This window comes from Membranihabitans marinus (assembly GCF_021729155.1).
Classification (GTDB): domain Bacteria; phylum Bacteroidota; class Bacteroidia; order Chitinophagales; family Saprospiraceae; genus Membranihabitans; species Membranihabitans marinus.
Genome location: NZ_JAJQYA010000009.1, coordinates 16,523 through 42,963, shown reverse-complemented (window position 1 = coordinate 42,963; position 26,441 = coordinate 16,523). Strand labels below are relative to the sequence as shown.

General features: G+C 39.4%; 26 protein-coding genes. 18 read left to right on the top strand and 8 right to left on the bottom strand.

Going from position 1 to position 26,441, the window contains the following annotated elements:
* Nucleotides 1-58: 58 nt before the first annotated feature.
* From LVD51_RS07810 to hemA, 6 genes are all read right to left on the bottom strand, one after another.
* The gene (locus LVD51_RS07810; RefSeq protein ID WP_236970654.1) at nucleotides 59-538 is read right to left on the bottom strand and encodes a gliding motility lipoprotein GldH; all 480 of its coding nucleotides are present in this window, start codon (nucleotides 536-538) and stop codon (nucleotides 59-61) included.
* Nucleotides 525-1,691, bottom strand: a complete 1,167-nt coding sequence (gene dnaJ / locus LVD51_RS07805) for a molecular chaperone DnaJ (RefSeq protein WP_236970653.1) — start codon at nucleotides 1,689-1,691, stop codon at nucleotides 525-527. Before dnaJ ends, LVD51_RS07810 begins: the two co-directional genes overlap by 14 nt.
* Nucleotides 1,692-1,695: 4 nt before the next feature.
* The gene (locus tag LVD51_RS07800) at nucleotides 1,696-2,235 is read right to left on the bottom strand and encodes a nucleotide exchange factor GrpE (protein WP_236970652.1); all 540 of its coding nucleotides are present in this window, start codon (nucleotides 2,233-2,235) and stop codon (nucleotides 1,696-1,698) included.
* Between the two features lie 64 nt (nucleotides 2,236-2,299).
* Nucleotides 2,300-2,815 carry a TlpA family protein disulfide reductase gene (locus LVD51_RS07795; RefSeq protein WP_236970651.1) on the bottom strand — a complete coding sequence of 172 codons (516 nt, stop codon included), beginning with the start codon at nucleotides 2,813-2,815 and terminating at the stop codon, nucleotides 2,300-2,302.
* Nucleotides 2,812-4,374, bottom strand: a complete 1,563-nt coding sequence (locus LVD51_RS07790) for a YifB family Mg chelatase-like AAA ATPase (protein ID WP_236970650.1) — start codon at nucleotides 4,372-4,374, stop codon at nucleotides 2,812-2,814. Before LVD51_RS07790 ends, LVD51_RS07795 begins: the two co-directional genes overlap by 4 nt.
* 40 nt (nucleotides 4,375-4,414) lie before the next feature.
* Nucleotides 4,415-5,674, bottom strand: a complete 1,260-nt coding sequence (hemA, locus tag LVD51_RS07785) for a glutamyl-tRNA reductase (protein ID WP_236970649.1) — start codon at nucleotides 5,672-5,674, stop codon at nucleotides 4,415-4,417.
* 178 nt (nucleotides 5,675-5,852) lie between these two features.
* Here hemA and aspS point away from each other — a divergent pair, with 178 nt between their 5' ends.
* Entirely contained in the window at nucleotides 5,853-7,625 is a 1,773-nt protein-coding gene (gene aspS / locus LVD51_RS07780; RefSeq protein ID WP_236970648.1) for an aspartate--tRNA ligase, read from the top strand.
* A 770-nt stretch (nucleotides 7,626-8,395) separates the two neighbouring features.
* Here the strand turns inward: aspS and serC are convergent.
* Nucleotides 8,396-9,466, bottom strand: a complete 1,071-nt coding sequence (gene serC / locus LVD51_RS07775) for a 3-phosphoserine/phosphohydroxythreonine transaminase (protein ID WP_236970647.1) — start codon at nucleotides 9,464-9,466, stop codon at nucleotides 8,396-8,398.
* A 191-nt stretch (nucleotides 9,467-9,657) separates the two neighbouring features.
* Between serC and ald the strand changes: the two genes are divergently transcribed.
* From ald to LVD51_RS07750, 5 genes are read left to right on the top strand one after another with little or no spacing between them, the layout of a single operon-like run.
* The gene (ald, locus tag LVD51_RS07770; protein ID WP_236970646.1) at nucleotides 9,658-10,764 is read left to right on the top strand and encodes an alanine dehydrogenase; all 1,107 of its coding nucleotides are present in this window, start codon (nucleotides 9,658-9,660) and stop codon (nucleotides 10,762-10,764) included.
* Between the two features lie 10 nt (nucleotides 10,765-10,774).
* Nucleotides 10,775-11,536, top strand: a complete 762-nt coding sequence (locus LVD51_RS07765; protein WP_236970645.1) for a UDP-2,3-diacylglucosamine diphosphatase — start codon at nucleotides 10,775-10,777, stop codon at nucleotides 11,534-11,536.
* Nucleotides 11,502-12,338 (top strand): hypothetical protein, encoded by an 837-nt coding sequence (locus LVD51_RS07760; RefSeq protein ID WP_236970644.1) that lies wholly within the window; start codon nucleotides 11,502-11,504, stop codon nucleotides 12,336-12,338. The genes LVD51_RS07765 and LVD51_RS07760 overlap by 35 nt, the downstream gene beginning before the upstream one ends.
* Before the next feature lie 3 nt (nucleotides 12,339-12,341).
* Complete coding sequence (locus LVD51_RS07755) at nucleotides 12,342-14,816, top strand: reprolysin-like metallopeptidase (protein WP_236970643.1); 2,475 nt, start codon at nucleotides 12,342-12,344, stop codon at nucleotides 14,814-14,816.
* Between the two features lie 13 nt (nucleotides 14,817-14,829).
* Nucleotides 14,830-15,843, top strand: a complete 1,014-nt coding sequence (locus LVD51_RS07750; protein WP_236970642.1) for a S66 peptidase family protein — start codon at nucleotides 14,830-14,832, stop codon at nucleotides 15,841-15,843.
* Here the strand turns inward: LVD51_RS07750 and LVD51_RS07745 are convergent.
* A complete protein-coding gene (locus LVD51_RS07745) occupies nucleotides 15,827-17,290 on the bottom strand; it encodes a M14 family metallopeptidase (RefSeq protein ID WP_236970641.1) in 1,464 nt (487 codons plus the stop codon). The genes LVD51_RS07750 and LVD51_RS07745 overlap by 17 nt on opposite strands.
* A 35-nt stretch (nucleotides 17,291-17,325) precedes the next feature.
* Here LVD51_RS07745 and LVD51_RS07740 point away from each other — a divergent pair, with 35 nt between their 5' ends.
* From LVD51_RS07740 to rpsC, 12 genes are all read left to right on the top strand, one after another.
* A complete protein-coding gene (locus LVD51_RS07740; protein WP_236970640.1) occupies nucleotides 17,326-18,636 on the top strand; it encodes a D-alanyl-D-alanine carboxypeptidase in 1,311 nt (436 codons plus the stop codon).
* A gap of 329 nt (nucleotides 18,637-18,965) precedes the next feature.
* Entirely contained in the window at nucleotides 18,966-19,340 is a 375-nt protein-coding gene (gene rpsL / locus LVD51_RS07735; protein ID WP_236970639.1) for a 30S ribosomal protein S12, read from the top strand.
* A 20-nt stretch (nucleotides 19,341-19,360) separates the two neighbouring features.
* On the top strand, nucleotides 19,361-19,828 hold the full coding sequence (gene rpsG / locus LVD51_RS07730) for a 30S ribosomal protein S7 (RefSeq protein WP_236970638.1): 468 nt from the start codon (nucleotides 19,361-19,363) through the stop codon (nucleotides 19,826-19,828).
* 36 nt (nucleotides 19,829-19,864) lie between these two features.
* Complete coding sequence (gene fusA, locus LVD51_RS07725) at nucleotides 19,865-22,000, top strand: elongation factor G (protein ID WP_236970637.1); 2,136 nt, start codon at nucleotides 19,865-19,867, stop codon at nucleotides 21,998-22,000.
* 63 nt (nucleotides 22,001-22,063) lie between these two features.
* Complete coding sequence (gene rpsJ / locus LVD51_RS07720) at nucleotides 22,064-22,372, top strand: 30S ribosomal protein S10 (protein ID WP_236970636.1); 309 nt, start codon at nucleotides 22,064-22,066, stop codon at nucleotides 22,370-22,372.
* 115 nt (nucleotides 22,373-22,487) lie between these two features.
* Nucleotides 22,488-23,108, top strand: a complete 621-nt coding sequence (gene rplC, locus LVD51_RS07715) for a 50S ribosomal protein L3 (RefSeq protein WP_236970635.1) — start codon at nucleotides 22,488-22,490, stop codon at nucleotides 23,106-23,108.
* A gap of 6 nt (nucleotides 23,109-23,114) precedes the next feature.
* Complete coding sequence (gene rplD, locus LVD51_RS07710) at nucleotides 23,115-23,738, top strand: 50S ribosomal protein L4 (protein WP_236970634.1); 624 nt, start codon at nucleotides 23,115-23,117, stop codon at nucleotides 23,736-23,738.
* A gap of 31 nt (nucleotides 23,739-23,769) precedes the next feature.
* Entirely contained in the window at nucleotides 23,770-24,066 is a 297-nt protein-coding gene (gene rplW, locus LVD51_RS07705) for a 50S ribosomal protein L23 (protein ID WP_236970633.1), read from the top strand.
* Between the two features lie 40 nt (nucleotides 24,067-24,106).
* Nucleotides 24,107-24,931, top strand: coding sequence for a 50S ribosomal protein L2 (gene rplB / locus LVD51_RS07700; protein WP_236970632.1), 825 nt, complete (start codon nucleotides 24,107-24,109; stop codon nucleotides 24,929-24,931).
* Between the two features lie 9 nt (nucleotides 24,932-24,940).
* Nucleotides 24,941-25,210 carry a 30S ribosomal protein S19 gene (rpsS, locus tag LVD51_RS07695; RefSeq protein WP_236970631.1) on the top strand — a complete coding sequence of 90 codons (270 nt, stop codon included), beginning with the start codon at nucleotides 24,941-24,943 and terminating at the stop codon, nucleotides 25,208-25,210.
* 51 nt (nucleotides 25,211-25,261) lie between these two features.
* The gene (gene rplV / locus LVD51_RS07690; protein WP_236970630.1) at nucleotides 25,262-25,660 is read left to right on the top strand and encodes a 50S ribosomal protein L22; all 399 of its coding nucleotides are present in this window, start codon (nucleotides 25,262-25,264) and stop codon (nucleotides 25,658-25,660) included.
* 21 nt (nucleotides 25,661-25,681) lie between these two features.
* A complete protein-coding gene (gene rpsC, locus LVD51_RS07685) occupies nucleotides 25,682-26,392 on the top strand; it encodes a 30S ribosomal protein S3 (RefSeq protein WP_236970629.1) in 711 nt (236 codons plus the stop codon).
* The last annotated feature ends 49 nt before the right edge of the window (nucleotides 26,393-26,441 follow it).

Sequence of the window (26,441 nt, the reverse complement as noted above, 5' to 3'; positions counted from 1 at the left end):
CAGCTGGTAGTTTTAAGAAAGGGTAAATGCTGATTTTTCACATTTATCCTTTTTTTATTTAGGGAGAGAGAGCTTCTAGTTCAAATCCGATTCTGTCAATGCCCTGAAGTAGGGAATCTCTCGAATATTGGCCTATCACAATGTGATATTGACCATCATCTTTTAACAATAGGCTATCTCGGATCGTGGTTTTAAGATGGATTAATTCACTACCTTTTTGTTCGCCAATCCACTGTGTTGTTCTGACATCCATCAATTGGATAGAGGTAGTCTCATCGATAATCTGGGATTGTGGACTTTCTAGCTGAAGTTTTAAGTATAGATTTTGATAGGCAAATTCGTTACTGTGGTCTAGGTTGAGGTATAACCTGTAGTATTTTGAGCTATCGGTTAAGTTCCAACTGTCTTCAAGAACATGGGAGTGATGCCAATGGTCTGGCGACAACTCCCATGTATGATCTGCTATTATATCTTGATTACATGAACACAAACTCATGATTAGGGCAATGCCTGCGATATAGAGCCTATGTTTTACCATTAAAATAGTCTTTCATTTTATCAAAAAAGCCTTTGTCGTTTTTACCCGGAGTCGGATCAAAATTTTTCATCGTTCTCATGGTTTCCAACAGTGCTTTTTCTTCAGCACTAAGGTTTTTAGGTGTCCAAACATTTACATGGATCAACTGATCACCAGAGCCGTAGCTTTGGACATTGGGTAAGCCTTTTCCTTTTAACCTAAATATTTTACCTGACTGTGTTCCTTCGGGAACCTTGATCTTAACTTTGTTTTGTAAAGTAGGTACTTCTATGCTCGTGCCCAAAGCGGCATCCGCAAAATTGAGGTAGAGTTCATATATGATTTGATTGCCATCTCGAGTTAGGGTGGCATGGGGTTTTTCCTCGATCAAAACAAGTAAGTCACCTGCAGGACCTCCATTGGCTCCAGCATTTCCTTTTCCTCTCAAGGACAGCTGCATGCCGGCTTCTACACCTGCGGGAATATCTATTTCTACCGTTTCATCGCCATAGGTATGTCCACTTCCCTTACAGGTAGTACATTTGTCCTTTACGATCTCACCACTACCGTTGCAAGTAGGGCAGGTAGCTGTGGTCTGCATTTGACCTAAGAAGGTATTTCTTACCTGGCGAACCACTCCATGACCACCGCAAGTACCACAAGTACTTACAGAGCCAGCGTCTTTGGCTCCTGAACCATGACAGGTTTTACACTTTAGTTGTTTTTTAACTTTTATTTTTTTACTGACTCCACTGGCTATTTCTTCCAGGGTTAGAGCAACCTTAATTCTCAGGTTGGATCCTCGACTTCCTCTGCTGGTTCTGCCTCCTCCACCTTGAGCACCTCCGAAGAAGGTGCCAAATGGACTACCTCCACCACCGAAAATGTCACCAAAATTGTCGAAGATGTCGTCCATAGTCATGCCACCTGATCCAAATCCACCTTGACCATTCACTCCGGCATGACCATATCGGTCGTATTTGGCTTTTTTGTCTGCATCACTGAGTATTTCATATGCTTCGGCCGCTTCTTTAAATTTTTCTTCAGCTTCTGGATTGTCTGGATTTTTATCGGGATGAAACTTCATCGCTATTTTCCGATAAGCTTTTTTTATTTCTTTTTCATCCGCTGACTTATCCACGCCCAAAACCTCATAATAATCTCTCTTCCCCATAATCTTACTTTTTTCCGGTTACTACTTTTGCGTGTCTTATTATTTTATCGTTGAGATAGTATCCATTTTCTATCACATCTACGATTTTGCCCTTCATGTTTTCGTCCTCCACAGGGATTTCGGTAATGGCGTCGTGTAATTCCGGATCAAATTGTGAGTCCTCAATTTCCATTACTTTTAAACCATTGCTCTGAAGTACGGAGTGTATTTTTTGGTATACCAACTTTACTCCTTCACTAAAGGTTTCATTGCTGTCGGGTTGTTCGGCAATCATCTTAGCCCTATCAAAATCATCCAATACAGGCAAAAGTGACTTTATGACGTCTTGTCCTGCCATTTTGGACATTTCTATTTTCTCTTTTAGGGTTCTTTTCTTAAAGTTGTCGAATTCTGCAAACAAACGCAAGTATTTATCCTTTAGTTCTTGATATTCCGCCTGTAATTCCTCGAGAGGGTCAGTATCTGTTACAGCTTCATTTTCGGGAATAGTATTTTCCTGCCCTTGATCTATGGGATCTTGCATTTCTTCTATATTATCCTTCATGTATTATCCGTTTTTGCTAATAGTGGTGCAAAGTACTTGCCATTCAAAAATATGGGACAAATTGTCAGTGTATGATGTCTTTTTTGACGAGCACTGACTTTATATCTTCAAGATCATGAGATTTGGCTATGATGTTTTCATCTTTATCGATGAGAAAATAGGTGGGGGTAGTAGTCACTTTGTATCCATCTACTATCCGATCGTTGAACATGGTAAAACTGGAGTATTGGTCGTCCCAGGGCAATGAGTCTTCCTCGATAGCTGTCTCCCATTCTAGGCTATCCTTCTCTATACCAATGGATATAATTTTTAAATCATTGGGCTGAGAATTTTTATAGATGTTTACTAGTTTTTTGTTCCCCAATCTACAGGGCTGACACCATGAGGCCCAGAAATCTAGTAGGGTATAGCTGGCCGATTGATCGAGTAATTGTTCTTCTCGTCCTTCCATATTGGTGTAAGTAAAATTCATGGCCTTATCCCCAACCATTACGGTATTTTGTTCGGATAAATATTTTGCCAAGAATATGGCCGCTACGGTAATGATTAAACCTAGGGCGTATTTTTTTTCTATATTCATAAATTTCCCCAATTTTCTTTATCTAAACTTCTGTATTGAATGGCTTCTGCCAAGTGACCTATTTCGATGTCTTCTTTATTGTCTAAGTCTGCTGCGGTTCGAGCTACTTTGAGTATTCGATCGTAGGCACGAGCGGATAGCTGAAGTTTTTCCATTGCTGCTCGTAATAACGTAGCTCCGGCCTTATTTATTTTACACAATTGTTTCACCATTCTAGGCGGCATTTCCGCATTGCAGAGGATATCTAGTTCGTATTTGGCGAATCGTTCTTGTTGATTTTTTCTAGCATTAATGACTCGTTCGGCTATTTCGGCACTGGTTTTTCCCGTATGAGAGCTAGAGGTTATTTCATCAAATGATACCGGGGTGACTTCCACATGTAAATCGATACGATCGAGTAGGGGACCGGAGATCTTGTTGAGGTATCTTTGGATGGCTGCCGGTGTACAGACACAGTCTTTTTCGGGATGATTTAAGAACCCACAGGGACAGGGATTCATAGAAGCGATGAGGATAAATGAAGCCGGATATTCCACCGTCATTCTGGCCCTGGATATTATGATTTTTCGGTCTTCCAAAGGTTGCCTCATTACTTCCAATACAGAACGGTGAAATTCTGGTAATTCATCCAAAAACAACACCCCGTTGTGGGATAGTGAGATCTCACCAGGCAGGGGATTCGATCCTCCTCCGACCAAAGCGGCATCACTAATGGTATGATGGGGGGATCGAAATGGCCTGGTCTTAATCAAAGAAGCGTTTTCGTTGAGAAGACCTGCCACGCTGTGAATTTTGGTAGTTTCAAGGGCTTCTGCCAATGTAAGTGGAGGTAGAATAGTCGGCAATCTTTTGGCCATCATGGTTTTACCTGCTCCTGGAGGGCCAATCAACAATACATTGTGTCCTCCGGCTGCTGCCAATTCGAGGGCTCGTTTAATATTTTCCTGTCCTCTTACATCTACAAAATCTACTTGGTATTGATTGTAATTATGGAAAAACTCATCTCTGGTATCGACTACGGTTGGACGCAGTCTATTGGAATCTTCAAAAAAATCGATTACTTCATCAAGAGATTTTACTCCATATACATCTAAGTCATTTACTATAGCGGCTTCTCGAGCGTTGGCATAGGGTAGAATGATGCCCTTGAATTTGAGTTTACGAGCCAATATGGCCATGGGTAAGGCACCGCGAATGGGGCGGATTCCTCCATCTAATGCCAGTTCTCCCATCATCATATATTGGTCAAAATGTTTGGAAGACACCTGTTTAGTAGAACCCAGTATGCTGAGGGCTATTGGCAAGTCGTAAGCACTGCCTTCTTTTCTGATATTTGCCGGAGCCATATTGACAACAACCTTTTGTCTGGGCATGAACTTGCCGACGGATTTGATGGCAGATTCTATTCTCTGATAACCTTCCTTGACGGCATTGTCCGGTAGGCCGACTAGGAAATAGGCCAGTTTAGAACCTACTACGGAACCACCAATATTTACTTCAATGGTAATGCGAATAGCATCGACGCCTTCTAAAGCGCTAGCAAAAGTCTTTACCAGCATAACAAATATTATTCTTTACTGAATAAGCGTAAATCGAAGGTTAAGATAAGGATTTTCTAATAAAGCTATACTTTTCCTTAGCTGTTTTCATGGGAATACTGATGCACTTTTTAGCCATGTAATCCATCATTTCGTGAATTAAGTCTTGGGTTTCTGGATCTAAGTCGTCCATCCGTTGTCTATATACTTCGTTGATGGCTTTGTCCTTGGCTTCGTGAATAAGACTTGGAATATCGTGAAAAGCTTTTTCAATAAATCGTCGGTGCATTTTTTCTTTGAATTCAGCTATTTGCTGATCGACGATTTCTTTGGCCTTAAGAATTTCCTTTTTTCTAAAATTAATATTCTTTTGAGCGAGTGATCTCAATGATTCTACTTCAATCAGTCTGATCTTGGGGTACTCTTTAAAGATGTCGCTGTGAATATCGTTGGGAATGGCCAAATCCAGCATTCCTTTGGTTTTGGTTAATCCTTTTGACTGGGTCGCTGTAGCTATGATTTCTGGAGTGAGTACTGGATTGCTGGCGCCGGTGCACGAAATGAAAAAATCTACATCTAAATTGTGTAAATGAATTTCAGACAGTGGATAGAATTCAGCAGTTGGGCAGATTTCTTTTAATTTATGGGCATTGAATAGACTGCGATTAAATATTTTGATTTTGGTGACTCCCCATTCCGCCAAAAATCTACAGACGTTTTTGATACTTTGCCCTGCACCGATGAGAATGACTTCATCGGTCTCAGAAAGACCCATTTGGCGCATTTTTTTCATGGCCAATGCCACTACACTTACGGCTTTCTCTCCGATTCTCGTGTGAGAATAGACGGCTTTGCCCGTTTGGATACAGCTTTGATATAGTATTCTGAGATGATCTCCCGTTAATCCGTAGTCGAGACATTTTTCATAGGCCTCCTTTACTTGTCTAATGATTTCTCGTTCTCCTACAACCATAGAATTGAGAGACGAGGCCACTTCGAAGAAATGATTGACGGCTTCTTCGCCTTCATAGATTTTGGGACTTAAATCAGAGATGTTTTCCGTGTTTTTGTGACCAGCGGCGTATACCAATGGTTTGACTCGCTGCATCAATCGCTCGGCACTGTGCTGACTATAGACCAAGTACAACACGCGATTGCATGTATTGAGGTAGTATAACTCCTGAACATCGAGCAAATTTTTTAGCTGAGAAAGTTTGGTTCTTTCTTCATCAGAATGCTCAGAAGATACCATGTACATTGGGATTTTATCCAATGTAACATCTTCATAACTTAACGTCAATATTTTATAATTACTAATCATAGATTGGTCAAAATAGTGTGCATCTCATCATTAGGGAGACAAATATACATTCAATTTACAATTTTAGGAAATGCAAAGTTCATCCTCCATCTTATTTTGAATGATTTTAATTAGTGGTAAAACTAATAATCCAAAGATTAGTTTATAATTTTGTCCGAAATTAAAGAAAATTAATCCTATGTATCGAACTCATCATTGCGGAGCCTTAAGATCCACACATATTGATCAGACAGTAACGTTAAGTGGTTGGATGGCCACAAAGCGAGATTTTGGAGGAATGACCTTTATCGATTTGCGCGATCGATATGGAATCACTCAATTAATTTTTAATATGGACACCGATCGCGGTCTCTGTGAAAAAGCCCGTGGACTTAATCGCGAAGATGTGATCAAAGTAACTGGTAAAGTAAGAGAGCGATCGAGTAAGAATCCCGATCGAGCTACTGGAGATGTAGAATTAGTAGTTACAGATTTAACTATTTTAAATCGTGCCAAATTGCCTCCTTTTACCATAGAAAACGATACCGATGGTGGAGAGGATTTACGGATGAAATACCGTTATTTGGATATCAGACGACCGGTAGTCCAAGATCAATTGAGATTTAGAAGTAAGTTGACTATTGAGGTCAGAAAGTATATGGATGAACAAGAGTTTTTAGAGATAGAGACTCCGGTATTGATTAAGAGTACCCCTGAGGGTGCACGCGATTTTGTAGTACCGTCTAGATTAAATCCCGGACAGTTTTACGCCTTGCCTCAATCGCCTCAGACATTTAAGCAAATCCTTATGGTAGCTGGGATGGATAAATATTTCCAGATAGTCAAGTGTTTTAGGGATGAAGATTTAAGAGCGGATCGACAACCGGAATTTACTCAGATTGACTGCGAAATGTCCTTTGTCAATCAGGAGGATATTCTTCGGACATTTGAAGGATTAGTCGTTCATCTTTTTGAGAAAATGATCAATGTGTCATTGGGTGAATTCCCCCGAATGACTTACGATGAGGCTATGGCCAAATACGGTTCTGATAAACCTGATTTAAGGTTTGGAATGGAGATTAATTCATTTAATGATTCGGCTAAGGGAGCAGGATTTTCCGTATTCGATTCCGCGGATTTAGTTGCTGGAATTGTATTGGCTGGCAAAGCCGATGAATATTCCAATAAAAATATGAAGGAGTTGACTTCATGGGTACAGCGACCTCAGATCGGAGCCAAGGGATTGGTATATGTTCAGTGGAAAAACGATGATAGTATAAAATCTACCATCGGAAAATTTTATGATGACGCTACATTGAAAACCTGGATAGAAGCAGCTGGTGGACAAAAAGGCGACATCCTGTTTATATTAAGTGGTGAATTGGATCAGACGAGAAAACAAATAGGTGAATTGAGATTGGAGTTGGGACGACGACATGATCTTATAAAACCAGGAGATTTCAAACCGTTGTGGGTAGTGGACTTCCCGTTGTTGGAGTGGGATGAAGAAATGAATAGATTCCATGCGATGCACCATCCATTTACTGCACCGAGTTTGAATGATATCGACAAAATGGCATCTAAGGACAGAAGTGTTTTAGAAAACATTAAGGCCGATGCTTATGATTTGGTCATCAATGGATCGGAGATAGGTGGTGGATCTATTCGGATATTTGATAGAGATTTGCAGAGTAAAAACTTTGAGTTGCTTGGATTTACACCAGAAGAAGCCGAGGCGCAATTTGGTTTTTTAATGAATGCCTTTGAATTTGGAGCACCACCACATGGGGGTATAGCCTTTGGTTTGGATCGATTATGTGCCGTCATGAATGGGGTATCATCAATACGAGACTTCATAGCTTTTCCTAAAAACAATACTGGAAGGGATGTGATGATAGATGCGCCAGCCAGTATCGATGATCTTCAACTAAAAGAATTGAATCTCAATGTAGTAGATTTAGAAAAGGCTTAGATTTACATTTTGTTCAAAATATATTAAGGTCATTCCCATCAGGGGAATGGCCTTTTTTTGTGGAGGAGAAAGGCATATTTTAATTATTAATTATTAATTGTCAATTATTAATTATCAATGGTTTTGACTTGGGAATGAAGGCTTCCATTCCCTGCGGTTAAATTAAGTCATTAGCTACTAGCAACTAGCAACTAGCAACTAGCTACTAGCAACTAGCTACTAGCAACTAGCTACTAGCTACTAGCTACTAGCAACTAGTCACTAGCTACTAGTCACTAGTCACTGATTTAAATTTATATGCAGTCTCGTCACAGCACAGTGGCTGTGACTTCACTCGCCCTGGCCTACCCACCCGGAGCACAGTGGCTCCGGTTCCCTCGCCAAAGGTCGATTTACGACCTTTGATCCTTCGGATTTTGCTCGGTCATCCTCATCATATGCCTATTTAATGGATTGGGTACTTCGCACTGTATTCTGTCGTTCTCGCCAGAGATCGATTAACGGGCTCTGGTGCTTTTGTCAACCCACCCGAGGGATGGAACCCTCGGTTCCTTCACCCAATCGACATTTAGTCGATTGGATACTTCGTATTTCGTTCAGTCATGCTCGCTCACATTAATAATTGACCATTGACCATTAACCATTAATAATTAACCACTAACAATTAACCACTAACAACTAACCATTCTCCATCAAAATATGGACAAAAAAAAGGAGACTGCCTCCGCGGGGAAACAGTCTCCATATGATATATTTATTATTGACTGGAATTACATGTTTTTCTTTTCGAAATCCTGCATTACTTGAATCAATACATCTACACTGGATTTATCCATAGCGTTATAAGTACTCGCTCTAAATCCACCTACTGATCTATGTCCTTTAATTCCCACAATACCTGCTGCAGCACAGTCTGCTAAAAATGCATCACTCATTGAGGGATCGTTGAGTAAGAAACAAATGTTCATTCTCGATCTGTCTTCTTTGGCGGCTGTGCCTACAAACAATGGATTGCGATCGATTTCCTCGTATAATGCCATCGCTTTCAACTCATTTCTCACCTGAGTTCCGGCAATACCCCCTTGTTGTTTCAACCATCTCAATGTCAATAAACATACGTAAATAGGGAATACCGGTCCTGTATTAAACAATGAACCAGATTTGATTTGGATGGAATAATCCAACATCGAAGGTAATTCTCTACTTACCTTGCCCAAAGCGCCTTCTTTTACAATAACCAAGGTACAACCTGCAGGTCCTAAATTCTTTTGCGCACCTGCGTAAATGATGTCGTACTTGGATACGTCGATAGGTCTTGAGAAAATATCTGATGACATATCGGCTACAATGGGTTGGTCAAAATCGGGAATCGATTGGAACTGTGTCCCAAATATGGTGTTGTTCGTAGTGATATGTACATATTGGGCATTCGCTGGAACCGCTATGTCTTTGGGAATATAGTTGTAATTTTTATCTTTTGAGCTGGCAACTACCTCTACATTACCGCATCGCTTGGCTTCTTTAATGGCTTTGCTCGACCAAGAACCAGTGTCCACATATGCCGCAGTCTTGCTGCTGTCCAATAGATTGAGTGCTGTCATATAGAACTGTAGGCTGGCTCCTCCTTGTAGGAATAAAACTTGGTAGCCTTCCGGCACCTCTAATAGTTCTTTAACCAGATCTCTCGCTTCGTCTATTATGGCCGTAAATTCTGGCGATCGATGCGATATCTCCATCAAAGACAATCCTATTCCTTGATATTCGAGAGCCGCCTTGGCTGCTTCTTGTTTAACCTCTTCGGCTAATATTGCAGGTCCTGCAAAAAAATTGTGTTTTTTCATAATTGGTACATTTGAAAAATTTTGTATTCTGTTGCAAAAGTATCATTTATCATTTATGGATATCGATTTTTTGTAAGGAAAAATAGAAAATTTCTTGTCATATTAAAATCTAATCTTATAGTATCGGCTTAAGCCATTATATTTGTAGCTTTAATTTATAATTCCAGAACAACTTTAAATTCTTCTCGACCATGATTATTGGAATACCTAGTGAAATCAAAACCAATGAAAACCGAGTTTCCCTTACACCTGCCGGTGCTTTTGAATTGACCAAGAGAGGTCATACCGTTTACGTCCAAAAAGGCGCAGGCTTGGGTTCTGGATTTACTGATGCTGACTATCAACAGGCTGGTTCTCAAATATTACCCGAAATCGGTGATGTCTATGCTGCTGCGGAAATGATCATAAAAGTAAAAGAACCCATTGAGGCAGAATATCAATTGATTAAAAAGGGTCAGCTCGTCTTTACCTATTTTCACTTCGCTTCTTCCGAAACCCTGACGCAAGCCATGATAGCGAGCGGAGCCATCTGTCTGGCTTATGAAACGGTTCAAGCGGCCGATGGATCTTTGCCACTACTCATTCCCATGTCGGAAGTCGCAGGAAGAATGGCTATTCAAGAAGGAGCCAAGTATTTGGAACGTCCCATGGGAGGGAAGGGGGTCTTATTGGGTGGAGTGCCCGGTGTAGCACCAGGTAAAGTTCTCATCCTAGGCGGAGGCATAGTAGGGACTCAAGCAGCCAAAATGGCGGCAGGGCTCAATGCCGAAGTCATTATTCTAGATATCAATATGCAAAGGTTGCGCTATCTCTGCGACGTGATGGACGCCAATGTAAAAACCCTATATTCCAACGAATACAATATAAGAAAGCTCATTCCCGAATGCGACCTTATTGTTGGGGCTGTTCTTATTCCAGGAGCCAAGGCGCCCAACCTGATCACCAGAGATATGCTCAAAGACATGAAGCCCGGTACCGTACTCGTAGATGTGGCGGTTGATCAAGGAGGGTGTATCGAGACATGTACGCCCACTACACACGAAGATCCCATCTTTGTCATCGACGACGTAGTGCATTATTGTGTAGCTAATATGCCTGGGGCTGTACCGCAGACATCCACCATAGCATTGACCAATTCTACTTTGCCATATGCCATCCAATTGGCAGATCTAGGTTGGGAGAAAGCTTGTGAATTGAATGAAGAACTCAAATCCGGTCTGAATATTATTAACGGAAAGGTAGTTCACCCCGCGGTGGCAGAAACCTTTAGTCTTCCCTTAGATGAATGGGTGAGTTAATTAACAAACTATGTCAAAAATTTATTTTGCATCCGACTTTCATCTGGGTATTCAAGATTCCAAAGTCCGAGAGACGAAAATCATTCAGTGGTTGGATGATATATCCCAAGATGCAAGTCACTTATATCTAGTAGGTGATTTATTTGATTATTGGTTTGAATACAATCACTTTGTGCCCAAGGGCTTCATTCGGTTTTTAGGAAAATTGGCCGCCTTAAAAGACAGCGGTATTCAGATAGATATTTTTATTGGAAATCACGATGTATGGATGTTCGATTACTTCCCCGAAGAATTGGGCATCCCTGTTCACAAAGCCCCGATAAGGGTAAGTCATTATGGAAAAAATTTTCTTATAGGTCACGGAGACGGACTTGGCCCTGGCGACCACGGTTACAAAAGATTGAAAAAAATTTTCCACAATCCTTTTCTTCAGTTTTGTTACCGACAAATCCATCCAGATTTATCCTATAGAATTGCCAATTATTGGAGCAAGACGAGTCGGGCACAAGAACATGTATCACCTCAATTTCTAGGCGCTGATAAGGAGTGGTTGGTTCAATACAGTGAGTCCAAATCTAGGGCAAATCCTGATATAGATTTTTTTATCTTTGGGCATAGGCATTTGCCCATCTGCCATGATTTATCCAATCAACATTCTTTCTACTTTAACATAGGCGATTGGTTGCATCACGATACTTATGGTGTATTCGATGGAGAAAAGTTTTATCTTTATCAGTATGGTAATCAAAGAGCACTTCATTCGAAACCTTAGCACACTGTTTTTATTGTATAGTCTATTCTGTTGTGGAGGTTTGACCGGGGAAAAGTGGTCTAGCGAATCCGTCCATTTACTAGCTGTTGACGATCAAGAATCAGCTTATATTCTCAAAAACAATCGCTCTTTAATAAAGGTGAATAATAACTCAGAACAGTTTTATTCCTACGACTTACATTGGCCAATGACGACCTATGGTTTGCAAAATGAATTGAGGTTTTTTGCATTTAATTCAGATTATCAACAAATGGTTATATTAGATCGCTATCTCAACGAAATAACAAATCTCGACTTTACTTCCCATTTTAATTACCATATCCCCAATGCCGCTTTGGGAAACAATCAAACCATATGGCTGTACAATCCCCAAGAGAGGAAAATTCAATGTTGGACCATGACTTTTGAAAAATTGGTTGAAAGCCAGAATTTGGATTTTCTCATTCCCGGTTTACATATAGACCAACTGACTATAGTCAATAATATATTGTATTTGGTAGATAAAAATCTAGGGGTCTTTGGATTTGACAGTACTGGGCAAATGATTATTAAAAAAAGAATAAAGGACATAGCATTGCCTATGCAATTCGATTCAAATAACCTTGGCTACTTTCAAAATGAAAAAAAATGGTTTATCTTGGAACTTGATAAAAATAATGCTGAGATTTTTACGGTGGAAATTAACCAATCAATACCGGAAGAAATGGTAGACATCTTTATTTTTAAAGATGGGAAAGTCTATTATCTAAAGGATAGTGAAGGATTTAATTTAATTGTAGAAGATTATTCAAAGTTAAAATAAGCTATGAAAAATAGTTTAATATATAAATCTTTGCATCTATGTAGTGTTCTATTAATCTTATTAATAGCACAAGGACTATTTGCACAAGACAAAGATAATCTTAAAATTGACACTTTTCAATGGCAGGCTTCTGCATGGCAAATTTCAATAGCTCAATTACATAGTCGATCGTTAAATGCCACGATACTCAAGGTGCCTCACGCTGCAGGTGATACCATAGAATTCAATATTGAGACATTTGAACTATGGGCTCCCAAGGGAGAACGAGATGACAGTTTCGATTTTTTTCAAGGCAAAAATCAATATGGCGACCTCATATATGGCTATGAGAACAGTGGAATATTATTTTTAACTTATTTTTATAAAAATAAATTTTATACCATTCAGCCCTATGAAGATCAACTCAATTTCTTTGTAAGATCTTCTGCTCAATCTCAGCAAAATGAAGGAAGTTTTCAGTGTCTCAATGATGGAGAAGAAACCCATGTTTCTTTGCGTTCTGGTGGGCAAAGTTTAATCTGTCAAGAGAAATCATTTTCCAAAATTAGAATGACCTTACTACTGGCTTGTACAGGGGAGTGGTCTTCTTATTTCGACAACAAGGAAAAGGTGAAACAATCGGTGGTCAATCATGTATTGGCTTTAAATGTACTGTATACAAGAGAGTTGAATCTGCAATTTTATCTTCAATTAAGTGAAGACTTATGGTATAATCAAGCTTCAACCGATGCCTTTGATCCCAATGCTGCTTCTGTGGTTGAACAGAGTAAAACTTTCTTTAATAGCCAAAATAAATACGATTTCGATATCGGTCATGTGCTTCATCGATTGCCTGGCAATCGAATGGAAGCTGAAGGGGTGGCTTACATTGGAAGTGCTTGTAAATCGGGCCAAAAGGGAAGTGGTTGGACAGCCTCTGGAAAGCCCAATGATATAGGGTTTAATCTTAGGGTGCTCGCCCATGAAGTCGCTCATACCTTAGGTGCTCATCACACTTATTATGGGACATCGCAAAACTGTGAAAATGTAGCTCCTTCCCCAGGGCATGGATTTGAACCGGGATTGGGCAATTCATTGATGAGATATCAAGGTAGTTGTGTGGATTATGCCGATGCCGATCCATTTGCCGACGATCTTTATTTCCACAGCCATAGTCTCAATGAGATGATCAAACATCTTAATTTTTATCGTACATGTGGATCTCGAATGCCGCGGGCTGAAAAACCAGAAGTAGAAATACCCTACGATTTTTATGTACCCTTGCACACGGCCTTCGATCTGAAAGCCAAAGGGGACTTATTATATCTATACAATTGGGAACAATACGACACCAAGAATGAATGGCCTACTGATGTGGAAAGCGATGGTATGTTGGCAGGTCACTTTGAAGACGGACCCATGTACAGTAGTCATGCGCCGGGTTTGTTGGGACATATAAGGTCGCTGCCTAGCCTAGGTGTTCAGATTAGTCAGCAAGAGACAGCTGGCGATGTGTATGCCGAGACGCCTAGAAATATTACGATGAGACTTACTACTCGGACACCAGAAAATGTGAGTTGTCAAGAAGTACAAATAAGGGTAGTCGATAAACCAGCTTTGGAGGTATTGTTGCCCAAAGATGGCAGTAGAATCGAATTAGATGCGGAAAGTTCAAACGGTCGATACAGAACAGCTAGTACAATAAGGTGGAATTCTTCCAGTATTAACAATATTTATATGCCTTATAACAAGGTAGATATTCTGTTGAGTGTGGATGGCGGTGAAACCTTTCCTTATGTATTGGCCGAACAAGTGGCCAACTCTGGTTTTGCCAATGTGTATTTTCCCTACATAGAGACCTCCAGAGCAAGGGTGAAAATATCGGCTTCTATCAATAAAAATCTATATGAAATATACGCTTTCAACAAGTATAATTTCACCATCGTCAAAAAGCAAAAGAAATACTTAGATGTCAATTTCTTTGGAAAAGGAGGCAAGGATAGTCCTGTTCTAAATTGGGAAATTCCAGATGTGGGGAATTCGGTGGCCAGTGTGAATTTACAGTATAGTTTTGATGACAATGAATATCAAACTATCGCCTATAATTTACCCACCAATAAGACAAATTTTATCCCACAGAACATGATTCAAGCGCGGAACAACTCCACAACTTTCTATAAATTGGAAATTGAAAATGAATACGGAGAGATTTATTATTCCGACATTGTAAAAGTGGAGCCGATCAACGACTCAGAATCGACATTCGCTGTATATCCCAATCCGGGAAATGGCAAAAACATTAGCTTGGACTTGCCCGAAAATCGAAGCACTACAGGCTTGGTTGAAGTATATAATATTCAAGGACAACGTCTATGGCAATCAGATATAGGCAAAGACGAAACATCAGTAAATTTTTCACTCAATCTCAAACCAGGTCTTTATTTGATATCCTGTCAGTTTGATGCGAACCGAAAAATCTTGAAGTATATTGTCCAATAATCTATGTAGTAAGATGGAGCGAAGAAATTTTAACTATTTAATGGCCTTTGGTGCAGTATCTATGATGTCCTGCGTAGGTAGTAAATCGAGTAAAATGATGTCGCCAAGTAAAGATATTTTTCCTAATAAATTGTTTTCTGGGGCAAGAATAGGATTGATCGCTCCCGCCAGTGCCTCAAGTGAAGAAAAAATTCAAAAAGCTATTGAGAATATTGAATCCTGGGATTTAACGGTCGTAGAAGGAAAGTATTTACGCTCAAAAAATGGTTTTTTAGCTGCCACGGATGAGCAGCGGTTAGAGGATTTTCACGCTATGTTCGCTGATCCTAGCATCGATGCAATATGGTGTGTTCGCGGAGGTTATGGGACGAATCGGTTGTTGGAGAGATTGGATTATAATTTAGTAAAAAATAATCCCAAAATTTTGTTGGGATATAGTGATATTACCGCTTTACTAAATGCTATATATCACAGGACAGGGCTGATCACCTATCACGGTCCTGTAGCTAGTTCGGAGATGACAGATTATGCAAGGAGGGAAATTGAAAATATTCTTTTTTCTACCTCTAAAACAGCCGAAATATATTCATTCAATCATCCCATGGACAATGTTCAGAGTTATTCCGTGATCCAAGCCGGAAAGGCTAAAGGTCGATTAATCGGTGGCAATCTATCTATTTTATCTTCCATGTGTGGCAGTGGTTATTTGCCAGATTTTGCCGATAAAATTATATTTATCGAAGATGTAGGTGAAAGACCTTATCGATTGGATAGAATGTTGATACAACTCAAACAAGCGAGTCGATTGAGGGAAGCAGCTGCTATAGTTTTTGGACAGTTTACCGATTGTAATCCTCCTCCTGATAGTCAAAGCGTAGAAGAAGTATTATTGGACTGGGTTAAGGATATACCATGTCCTATTGTCAGTGGTTATTCTATAGGGCATGTATCCAATCAATGTGTCCTTCCTGTCGGACAAATGGCCGAATTGGATACCAGTCGAGGAAGCATTACTTTGTTAGGATAGATTTCATTTCCTTTATAATGGACTCAATGGAGTATATTTTTCCATTGGAGACAACGTATTCTGGACGGTTGTTTTTCGATAATACGATGGTTGGATTTTCCCCGATATTATAAGGTTTAAACTTTTTGTCAGAACTACTGCTCTTGATGTCGGTATAAAACTGTATGGGGAAATAGTCCGGCAATTTGGGTCCGCCTTGTTGGACGATAAAATGCAGTGTCCCATCTTGGACGGCCGATGCCCAGTCTGACTTAGCAAAATCGCTGCGATTGATATGTATATGGGGTGATACTTTCGGGACATGGGCCATATATGGACTTGCATCGAAGCTGTCAAAACCAGAATATACACTGAGGTCCCCTATATCATTGATGTAGGCGTTGTTTTTGTTCCCCTTACTGTATCCGATATTTATTTCATAGGTTTTTCCGCGGTATTGATACTTGAGATTCTCTATGATTAAATCCAGCATTTTGTGCTGATTAAAGGGGATTTTTTCATAATCAACTATAGATTTAGTTAAATAGAGATCCCGGTGAATAATTTCCAAGGATTTGATAAAGGTGAAGAAATTGATCTTGCGTAAATACTGTTTTTGAGGATCGTTTTTTGAACCACCAGATTCGATTAAAATGGTTGAAGTTCCCCATTTTTGAAAGTTGTCTCCAAAGGCTCGAGGTTCGAAAGTGTCATCGTATTTGGCGATTTGGCGGGGCAATTCATATTGAAGGCTGTCGTATAAACTGGCTATAACCTGCATAGCGGTAAATCGCACACCATTGATGTCCTTGGAATGATTGTATGCCGGAGCCAAAAAACCGAGGGCTACTTGGTCGCCGTCTAGTCCGGCTCTATAATAGATGCTCTGATCGTGAAGATTAAACCCGAACTGTGGTTGAAGGCTGTCTCTCAAATTTTTAAGCAACTTAGCTTCAGGACTCGTCGTTCTGATTGCATCTCGATTTAAATCTATATTTAGGGCATTTCTTCTTTGAAATCTTTCCGCGCCATCAGGATTCAACATCGGAACAAAATACAGGGTGTATTTTTTGCTGATTTCTTCAAGAATGTCACTGTGTTCACTGTTTTGGGGACTCAACCAACGGAAAAAATCTAACAGGGCCATAGTGGCAGTTGATTCATCTCCGTGCATCTGCGACCAATACAATATTTTAATAGGTCCGTGACCGTAGGACATTTTATATATAGGACGATTTTCAACACTACGGCCTAGGATGTCTATGGTCATATTGGATTCTCGACCAGCTCTTTTGAGTAAAGGTTCGATATCTGAGATCGTAAATTTTCTACTATTTATTTCTTCAACTTTGTATTTATGGTATTCCTTTTCTAGTTGAGATAGGGTAGGCCATTGGCTTTGGGCCATGGTCGGTAGGGGGAAATACAGTATACATATAAATACAAAAGGTAATATTATCTTTGTCATCTAATGATCTAATTTATAGCTAAAATATACAATTTATGGTGAGAATGTACATGGTATGGGTCTATATAATATGTGGACTGTACGGTTTAACTTCTTGTACATCGGCGAAACACTTCAGTGGAGTTGACAAAAAATGGCGTGAAATAGATAAAATGTTTCAAGATAGTTTTGGTCGCGGTGATCTTCATTCGGGTTTTGCACTTTACGATGCCGAGACTATGGAAATGTTATATGGTTATCAGCCCAATCATCGATTATTGCCAGCTTCCAATACTAAAATCTTAACATGTTACGCCGCATTAGAGTATTTGCCTGAAAATTTACATGGATTACAATATTTCAAAATGGATGATTCTACCTATGTTCGAGGAATGGGAGATCCGGGCTTTATGTGTGATGATGAAAAGGAAGATGTCATTATGGAGTTTTTGGAAGAACAAAATCACATTCAATATGTCCGTGGTCCATCTGGTCTTAAGCGTTGGGGCCCGGGTTGGTCCTGGGATGATTATCCATATTATTATTCAGCCGAGCGGGCGATATGGCCTATCCAATGTAATCTTACTTCATGGAACAATGACAATGCACTAAACCATAATTTTATTTTTAATTATATAAATAGTGGTGGTAAGGGGATCAATCGATTGGAGGACGAGAATATATATAATGTCTATTCTCCCGACAAAGGTCAAATATCAGATAGAAAAATCCCCTTTAAGTGGGATGAAGATCTGCTATTAAGTGTTTTAAAGCAGAAGTTGGGGCAAAATTTACTAGCTGGATCTGTGTCCGAAGCCGATTGGATGGTTTCCAAATGGAATATTTTGCCAGGAAGTAATAGAGATAGTGTTGTGAAAAAAATGATGAAGGTAAGCGACAATTTTCTGGCTGAGCAATTGCTGATAAATATATCTGCGGGATGGGGGAATATGGAGACGGGATATGAAGCAATTGGAAGGATATTGGATTCGGAGTGGAGTTCTTGGAAAGGCAAAATAAGATGGGTGGATGGATCTGGCTTATCTCGATATAATTTAATGAGTCCTAATTTCTTTTGTTTTGTTCTGGGACAACTATATCAAAACCACAATAATGATGGCTTGTTTAAAGTTTTTCCCGTAGTGGATCTTAATAAATATGATCCTGCTGCGGTCGTGGATGAAAATAGTATAACAGTATACGCTAAGACAGGTAGCATGAGTGGGGTATTTTGCTTGTCCGGATATATATTGACCCAGGGAGGGCATAAATATATTTTTTCCTTTATGAACAACAATTTTATAGGCTCCAGCACTGATATTAAGCGATCTATGGCTCAGATACTATCCAAGATAGCTAGGCATTAGAAGTGTTAAATCATGAATTTGGTGAAAAACAATAATCCAAAGAATACTGTCTATGAAGTCTATGGTGATGGAAAATAAATGATGGTGTGATTGGAATTATTCCGTATATATATGTGTTAATCCTGTTATGGTGTAAAATATATTCTATTTTATATATGTTCATTCAGGGTGAAAAGACCCTTCTTTAAGGGTTAGAATTCAGCGAATTAAATATTTTTTTCGAGGTAAATTTTTTATTCTGAATAATTAAATTATCTTTGCAATCGCTTTCGGGGACGTGGTGTCTGTAGGAAGCAAAATCAATAAAAAAAATAAGCATTTGAGTTAGTATGCCAACAATAAATCAATTAGTAAGAAAAGGAAGGAAGAAAATTCAGGTGAAGAGTAAGTCTAGAGCCTTGAATTCGTGTCCGCAGAAAAGAGCAGTTTGTACACGGGTATATACCACTACGCCAAAGAAACCGAACTCGGCGCTTCGTAAAGTAGCGAAAGTGAGGTTGACTAATGGTATTGAGGTGATTGCATATATTCCGGGTGAGGGACACAATCTTCAAGAGCACTCAATTGTATTGGTGCGTGGAGGTAAGGTAAAAGATTTACCTGGTGTACGATATAAAATTGTGAGAGGAGCGTTGGATACTGCTGGTGTTGAAGGCAGATTGCAGTCTCGATCTAAATATGGCGCGAAAAGGCCAAAATCTTAATCCAAGTTAATTGAATTGAAATGAGGAAAAGAAAACCAAAAGTAAGAATAGTAGAGCCGGATCCACGATACAAGGATACTGTGGTGACAATGTTTGTGAACAATATGATGTGGGCTGGTAAAAAAGGCTTGGCATATAAATTGTTTTACGATGCGATGGATATCATCGATGAGAAAACAGAGGAAGGTGGTTATGAGACTTGGAAAAAGGCGTTGGATACTGTAATGCCACAGGTTGAGGTGCGAAGCCGTAGAATAGGTGGAGCTACTTTTCAAATCCCTACTGAGATCAGACCTAAGAGAAAAGTGGCTACTGGTATGAAGTGGGTTATTAAGTTTGCTAGACAACGAAATGGTAAAAGTTTCTCTGAGAAACTTGCTGCAGAATTGATGGCAGCAGCCAAAGGAGAGGGCGCAGCGGTGAAGCGTAAAGAAGATACGCATAGAATGGCTGAGTCAAATAGAGCATTTGCACACTTTAGAGTGTAATTAAAAATAATAAACATTTAAACAGAAGAGATTGTCATGGCAAATAAAGATCTAAAGTATACAAGAAACATAGGTATTGCAGCCCACATTGATGCGGGTAAAACAACTACCTCTGAGCGTATATTGTATTATACAGGACTTAGTCACAAAATTGGAGAGGTACACGATGGTGCTGCTACAATGGACTGGATGGAGCAAGAACAAGAGAGAGGTATTACCATTACTTCTGCGGCGACTAAGACCAATTGGATCTGGAAAGAAGACGATTATACTATTAATATCATTGATACTCCTGGACACGTTGATTTTACAGTGGAAGTGGAGCGTTCATTGCGTATCTTGGACGGTGTGGTAGCTTTGTTCTGTGCGGTTAGTGGTGTGGAGCCTCAGTCTGAGACTGTATGGCGTCAAGCTGATCGTTATAAAGTTCCTCGTTTGGGATTCGTAAATAAAATGGATAGACAAGGTGCCAACTTTTTTGAGGTTGTTCGCCAAGTAAAAGAAATGTTGGGTGCTAATCCAGTGCCTATGCAGATTCCTATCGGAGCGGAAGAGACTTTTAGAGGTGTTGTTGATTTGATCACCAATGAAGCTAGAATCTGGAACGAAGCCGATCAAGGAATGACTTATGAAGTAATTGATATTCCTGAAGATTTAGTGGATACAGTTGCTGAATACAGAGAGAAATTATTGGAATCAGTAGCGGAATACGATGACTCTTTGATGGAGAAGTATTTTGAAGATCCTGAATCTATAGGTGCCGATGAATTGAGAGCGGCCATCCGAAAAGGTGTGATCGATCGTAAATTTATTCCAATGTTCTGTGGTTCTGCCTTTAAAAACAAAGGTGTACAGGCGGTATTGGACGGTGTTTGTTCTTACTTGCCTTCTCCAATGGATGTAGAAGCGATTGAGGGTTTCAATCCAGATACGGAGAAAGAAGAATTGAGAAAGCCAGATGTTAACGAACCTTTTGCAGCTTTGGCATTTAAGATTGCTACCGATCCATATGTAGGTCGATTGGCATTCTTTAGAGCTTATTCTGGAGCATTAGATGCTGGTTCTTATGTATTGAATACAAGATCTGGTAAGAAAGAGCGTATTTCGAGATTGTATCAAATGCACTCTAATAAGCAAAATCCAATCGATAGAGTAGAAGCTGGTGATATAGCTGCTGCTGTAGGATTTAAAGATATCAAAACGGGAGATACATTGTGTCAAGAAGGTCATCCGATTGTTTTGGAGAGTATTACTTTCCCCGATCCAGTAATTGGATTGGCAATTGAGCCTAAGACACAAAAAGATATGGAGAAATTGGGAATGGGCTTGGCTAAGTTGGCCGAGGAAGATCCTTCTTTCAAAGTTGAATACGATGAAGAGTCCAATCAAACCATCATTAGAGGTATGGGTGAGTTGCACTTGGAAATCATTATCGATCGTTTAAGACGTGAATTTAAAGTGGAAGCCAATCAAGGAGCGCCACAAGTAAGTTATAAAGAAGCTTTGACTGAGACTATATCTCACAGAGAGAAGTTGAAGAAGCAATCTGGGGGTTCTGGTTTGTTTGCAGATGCCGAATTCGAAATTGGGCCAGCAGATGAGGAATTCTTGGAAAGCGACGAGTTCAAAAGTGGAAAAGTTAAGTTGCAGTTTGTAAATGCTATTGTTGGGGGTTCTATTCCAAAAGAATTGATTCCTTCATTGCAGAAAGGATTTACAGCTATGATGGACAATGGTGTTTTGGCCGGGTACAACATCGATAGCATGAAAGTAAGAGTGTATGATGGTAGTACTCACGCAGTGGATTCAAAACCGATTGCATTTGAATTGTGTGCTAAAGAAGGATTTAGAGAGGCAGCGCCAAAATGTAAGCCGGTATTGTTGGAGCCAGTTATGAAATTGGAAGTTACATCTCCCGATGAATATACAGGTTCAGTGATTGGTGATTTGAACAAACGAAGAGGTTTGATCAAGGGGCAAGACATTAAAAACAATGCTACCATTATCAAAGCAGATGTGCCTTTGTCAGAGATGTTTGGTTATGTAACACAGTTGCGTACCATCACATCGGGTAGAGCGACTTCATCTATGGAGTTCTCGCATTATGCACCTGTACCTTCAAGTATTAGTGAGGCTATTATTGCCAAAGCTAAGGGTGAGGTTAAAGTGTAGTTAGTAAGTAAGTAAGATTAGTTTTAAATATTTTTGAAAGTTCTTTGTTAATTATATTAGGTTATGAATCAGAAAATTAGGATAAAGTTACGCTCATACGATCACAATTTGGTAGATAAATCTACAGAGAAGATCGTAAAAACCGTTCGAAGTAGCGGTGCAGTCGTAACGGGTCCGATTCCGCTGCCAACGAAAAAAGAAGTGTTTACTGTGCTTCGTTCTCCGCACGTAAATAAAAAGTCTCGTGAGCAGTTCCAATTGCGTACCCATAAGCGCCTTATAGAAATTTATACCCCTACTCCGAAGACAGTAGACGCATTATCAAGATTAGAGTTACCTAGTGGTGTTGACATCCAGGTAAAGCTTACTTGATCTTAGTTCATATCTTCTGAGAGAGTATTAGTTTAAGGTTGTTTATTGGCTGCGGAATCTGTGTAGAATTCTACACAAATGAAGTAATTTATTAAAGAAATTAAATTCCAGAAAAGTGAACGGAATATTAGGGCGTAAAGTTGGGATGACAAGCATATATGATGAATCAGGTAAAAATGTTGCTTGTACAGTAATAGAGGCTGGACCTTGTGTGATAACACAGGTAAAAACCCAAAGTTCAGACGGTTATAATGCCATTCAATTAGGATTTGGCGATAAAAAAGAAAAAAATACGACAAAGCCCCTTCAAGGGCATTTTGCGAAGGCCAATAGTGTGCCTAAGCGACATGTTGTCGAATTTAGAGATTTCTCAGGTGAAAAAGAGCTGGGTGATGAAATCCTTATCGAAGACGTATTGTTGGAAGGCGACATTGTAAATGTTGTAGGAACTTCCAAGGGTAAAGGTTTTCAAGGGGTTGTTAAGAGACATGGTTTTGCCGGTGTTGGTGATGCTACTCATGGTCAGCACAACAGACAAAGAGCTCCAGGATCATTGGGTGCTTCTTCCTATCCTTCCAAAGTAATCAAAGGCATGAGAATGGCTGGGAGAACTGGTGGAGATAGAGTGAAATTGAAGAATTTGAGAGTTCTTAAAATTCACGCTGAGCAAAATATTTTGGTTGTCAAAGGTGCTGTACCAGGACACAAAGGATCATTAGTAATTATTGAAAAGTAAGCGAGCATGAAAATTGATGTTTTAAATACAAATGGAGAATCATTGGGAAGATCGATTGAACTTCCTGAGAATATATTTGCTGTAGAGCCCAATGAGCATGCTGTATACTTGGCAGTGAAACATTACTTGAAGAATCAACGACAAGGTACACACAAGGCTAAGGAAAGAAGTGAAGTAGCTGGTTCTACTAGAAAGATTAAAAAACAAAAGGGTACGGGTACTGCAAGAGCAGGTGATATCAAGAATCCTTTGTTTAGAGGTGGAGGTCGAGTATTTGGACCGAGACCACGAGCATATAATTCTAAATTGAATGCAAAATTGAAGAAAGTAGCTAGAAATAGCGCATTGTCTTCAAAAGCATTGGGAGGAAATGTAAGTGTTGTTGAGGACTTTACCTTTGATAAGCCGTCTACAAAATCATTTGTTGAGGTTTTGAAAAATCTTAAAGTAAGCGAGCAAAAAGTATTGTTGGTGACTGGTGACTACGACAAAAACTTGTACCTAAGTGGAAGAAACTTTCCTAAAGTACAAGTGGTGGAAGCACGTAACTTGAATACTTATGAGATTATGAATGCCAATGTACTTTTATTTGCAGAAAGTGCTCTTAACGGTATCTCAACTGCGGAATAATATTTTTGATTAGAAGAAAAAATGTAGAACAATGGCAAAGCGAGTTTTAATAAAGCCTCTTATTACAGAAAAATCTGATCAGTTGAATGATCAGTTCAACAAAGTGAGTTTTGTAGTAGATAAGACAGCTAACAAGATAGAAATCAAAGCAGCGGTTGAAGAAATGTACAAAGTGAATGTAGATAAGATCAATACGTCTATTTTACCAGGTAAATTGAAAGTTAAATTTACAAGAGGTGGTTTGCAAAAGGGACGAAAGTCTTCATACAAAAAGGCAATTGTGACCTTATCAGAAGGTGAGAGTATCGATCTCTTTGGCGAATTATAGTATTGAATAGTATTTAACAAGAAAGAAAAATTTAGTCTAAATGGCACTTAAAAAGTTTAAACCGGTAACACCTGGGATGCGTCATCGAATGGGAAATACCTTCGATGAAGTAACGACTGATACTCCAGAAAAAAGTTTGACGGTTGGAAAAAACCGTATCGGGGGTAGAAATAGAACAGGTAAAATGACCATGAGAAATAGAGGTGGTGGTCATAAGACAAAATATAGAATCATCGATTTCAAAAGGGACAAAGATAATATTCCTGCAAAAGTATCGACGATAGAATACGATCCCAATAGATCTGCATTTATAGCTTTGGTTGTATATGCTGATGGAGAGAAAAGATATATTATAGCACCCAATGGTTTGAAAGTGGGTAATACGGTAATGTCGGGTTCTAAAGCACCAATTGAGATTGGAAATACTTTAGAGATGAAGGATCTTCCTTTAGGTACAGTGATTTATGGCATTGAAATGTCACCGGGTAAAGGTGCCCAGTTGGTACGTAGTGCTGGTACATCTGCTGTATTGGTGAGTAAAGAAGGCCGATATGTAGTGGTTAAATTGCCTTCAGGTGAGACGAGAAGAATATTGTCTGTATGTAGAGCAACGATAGGATCTACGTCAAATCCTGTTCACTCGAATGTTATCATGGGTAAGGCCGGACGTAACAGATGGAAAGGTAGAAGACCTAGAGTAAGAGGTGTAGCCATGAACCCTGTCGATCACCCAATGGGTGGTGGTGAAGGCCGTTCTTCTGGAGGACATCCTAGATCGAGAACTGGTATTATGGCCAAAGGACAAAAAACTAGAGATGTGAAAAAAGCATCTAACAAATTAATCATTTCAAGGAAGAAAAAATAGTCAATAACTATGCCTAGATCAATTAAGAAAGGACCCTATATTTATCATAAGCTTTTGACGAAATTGGAGAAATCTAAGGAGTCTAATAAGAAGACTGTAATTAAGACTTGGTCTCGAGCTTCGATGATAATTCCGGATATGGTAGGTGAAACCATCGCAGTACACAATGGTAAAACCTTTGTTCCTGTTTTTGTGACAGAGAATATGGTAGGTCATAAATTAGGAGAATTTTCACCGACCAGAAACTTTAGAGGTCACGGCGGTAATCGTAAGAAGTAAATAAAGGTATAGTTACCTGATTTTAAAAGAGCGTTTAAATTAAATAAAAAGATGGAAGCAGTAGCTAAGCTAAAGAATTGTCCGATGTCTGCCAGAAAAATGAGATTATTGGTAGATAATATCCGAGGCAAAAACGTAAACGAAGCTTTAAATATTTGTCGCTTCACTAACAAAGAAGCATCGGAGTGGATTGAAAAATTGTTGATATCTGCCATTTCAAACTGGGAGTATAAGAGCAATGGCAATAGTGCTGAAGATTTCCAATTATATGTTAAGACGGTTTTCTCTAATGAGGCTGGGATGTTGAAGAGAATTCGGCCTGCCCCCCATGGTAGGGCTCACAGAGTGAGAAAACGTTCTAATCACGTAACGTTGATAGTAGAAAATCGAATACCGTTGGAATCGACGGCAGTAGAAGATAATTCTGGGGAAGAAGCAGAAGAAAATTAAAAAAAAACCAAATAAAGAATAATGGGTCAAAAGACAAATCCAATTGGTAATAGATTAGGCATAATTCGAGGTTGGGATTCAAATTGGTTCGCCGACAAAGATTTTGCAGATAAAGTGGTAGAAGATGAAAAGATACGTCGTTATCTTCGAGCAAGGGTACATAAAGGAGGAATAGCTGCCATCATTATTGAGCGAACACTTAAGAGAATTACTGTTACTATTACTACATCTAGACCAGGAATTATTATTGGTAAAGGAGGTTCTGAGGTAGATAGCATTCGCGCCGAGTTAAAGAAATTGACCGGAAAAGATGTTCAGATCAATATTGTAGAGATAAGAAAACCTGAATTGAATGCCTATATCGTTGGTGAATCTATCGCCAAGCAATTGGAAGCACGTATGAATTATCGTCGTGTAATCAAGATGGCTATTCAATCTACCATGAGAGCAGGAGCAGAGGGAATTAAAGTGAGAATCGCCGGTCGTTTGAACGGAGCCGATATGGCAAGATCTGAAGAGTACAAAGATGGAAGAACTCCATTGCATACTTTTAGAGCTGATATAGATTACGCTTTAGTGGAAGCTCAAACTATATATGGTAAGTTGGGTGTGAAAGTATGGATCTGTAGAGGTGAAGTACTTGGTAAGAGAGATCTTTCTCCATTAGTGGGAATGTCTCAGAAGAACAAGCAGGGAGGCCACCAAGGAGGCAGAAAGAAAAGAAGAAAGTAAGTAAGATTTATAAGAATTAATTATTAATTATCTTTTAAAGATTGTACCT

Bases quoted from the DNA above. Each gene is read 5' to 3' on its own strand.
- rplB (WP_236970632.1), top strand. From the start codon at position 24,107: ATGGCACTTAAAAAGTTTAAACCGGTAACACCTGGGATGCGTCATCGA.
- serC (WP_236970647.1), bottom strand. From the start codon at position 9,466: ATGAAAAAACACAATTTTTTTGCAGGACCTGCAATATTAGCCGAAGAG.
- LVD51_RS07740 (WP_236970640.1), top strand. From the start codon at position 17,326: ATGGTGAGAATGTACATGGTATGGGTCTATATAATATGTGGACTGTAC.
- hemA (WP_236970649.1), bottom strand. From the start codon at position 5,674: ATGATTAGTAATTATAAAATATTGACGTTAAGTTATGAAGATGTTACA.
- rplV (WP_236970630.1), top strand. From the start codon at position 25,262: ATGGAAGCAGTAGCTAAGCTAAAGAATTGTCCGATGTCTGCCAGAAAA.
- LVD51_RS07790 (WP_236970650.1), bottom strand. From the start codon at position 4,374: ATGCTGGTAAAGACTTTTGCTAGCGCTTTAGAAGGCGTCGATGCTATT.
- LVD51_RS07795 (WP_236970651.1), bottom strand. From the start codon at position 2,815: ATGAATATAGAAAAAAAATACGCCCTAGGTTTAATCATTACCGTAGCG.
- LVD51_RS07800 (WP_236970652.1), bottom strand. From the start codon at position 2,235: ATGAAGGATAATATAGAAGAAATGCAAGATCCCATAGATCAAGGGCAG.
- LVD51_RS07810 (WP_236970654.1), bottom strand. From the start codon at position 538: ATGGTAAAACATAGGCTCTATATCGCAGGCATTGCCCTAATCATGAGT.
- rpsJ (WP_236970636.1), top strand. From the start codon at position 22,064: ATGAATCAGAAAATTAGGATAAAGTTACGCTCATACGATCACAATTTG.
- aspS (WP_236970648.1), top strand. From the start codon at position 5,853: ATGTATCGAACTCATCATTGCGGAGCCTTAAGATCCACACATATTGAT.
- LVD51_RS07760 (WP_236970644.1), top strand. From the start codon at position 11,502: ATGGTAATCAAAGAGCACTTCATTCGAAACCTTAGCACACTGTTTTTA.
- LVD51_RS07750 (WP_236970642.1), top strand. From the start codon at position 14,830: ATGGAGCGAAGAAATTTTAACTATTTAATGGCCTTTGGTGCAGTATCT.
- rplW (WP_236970633.1), top strand. From the start codon at position 23,770: ATGGCAAAGCGAGTTTTAATAAAGCCTCTTATTACAGAAAAATCTGAT.
- rplD (WP_236970634.1), top strand. From the start codon at position 23,115: ATGAAAATTGATGTTTTAAATACAAATGGAGAATCATTGGGAAGATCG.
- LVD51_RS07755 (WP_236970643.1), top strand. From the start codon at position 12,342: ATGAAAAATAGTTTAATATATAAATCTTTGCATCTATGTAGTGTTCTA.
- LVD51_RS07765 (WP_236970645.1), top strand. From the start codon at position 10,775: ATGTCAAAAATTTATTTTGCATCCGACTTTCATCTGGGTATTCAAGAT.
- rpsS (WP_236970631.1), top strand. From the start codon at position 24,941: ATGCCTAGATCAATTAAGAAAGGACCCTATATTTATCATAAGCTTTTG.
- rpsC (WP_236970629.1), top strand. From the start codon at position 25,682: ATGGGTCAAAAGACAAATCCAATTGGTAATAGATTAGGCATAATTCGA.
- rpsG (WP_236970638.1), top strand. From the start codon at position 19,361: ATGAGGAAAAGAAAACCAAAAGTAAGAATAGTAGAGCCGGATCCACGA.
- rpsL (WP_236970639.1), top strand. From the start codon at position 18,966: ATGCCAACAATAAATCAATTAGTAAGAAAAGGAAGGAAGAAAATTCAG.
- LVD51_RS07745 (WP_236970641.1), bottom strand. From the start codon at position 17,290: ATGACAAAGATAATATTACCTTTTGTATTTATATGTATACTGTATTTC.
- ald (WP_236970646.1), top strand. From the start codon at position 9,658: ATGATTATTGGAATACCTAGTGAAATCAAAACCAATGAAAACCGAGTT.
- dnaJ (WP_236970653.1), bottom strand. From the start codon at position 1,691: ATGGGGAAGAGAGATTATTATGAGGTTTTGGGCGTGGATAAGTCAGCG.
- fusA (WP_236970637.1), top strand. From the start codon at position 19,865: ATGGCAAATAAAGATCTAAAGTATACAAGAAACATAGGTATTGCAGCC.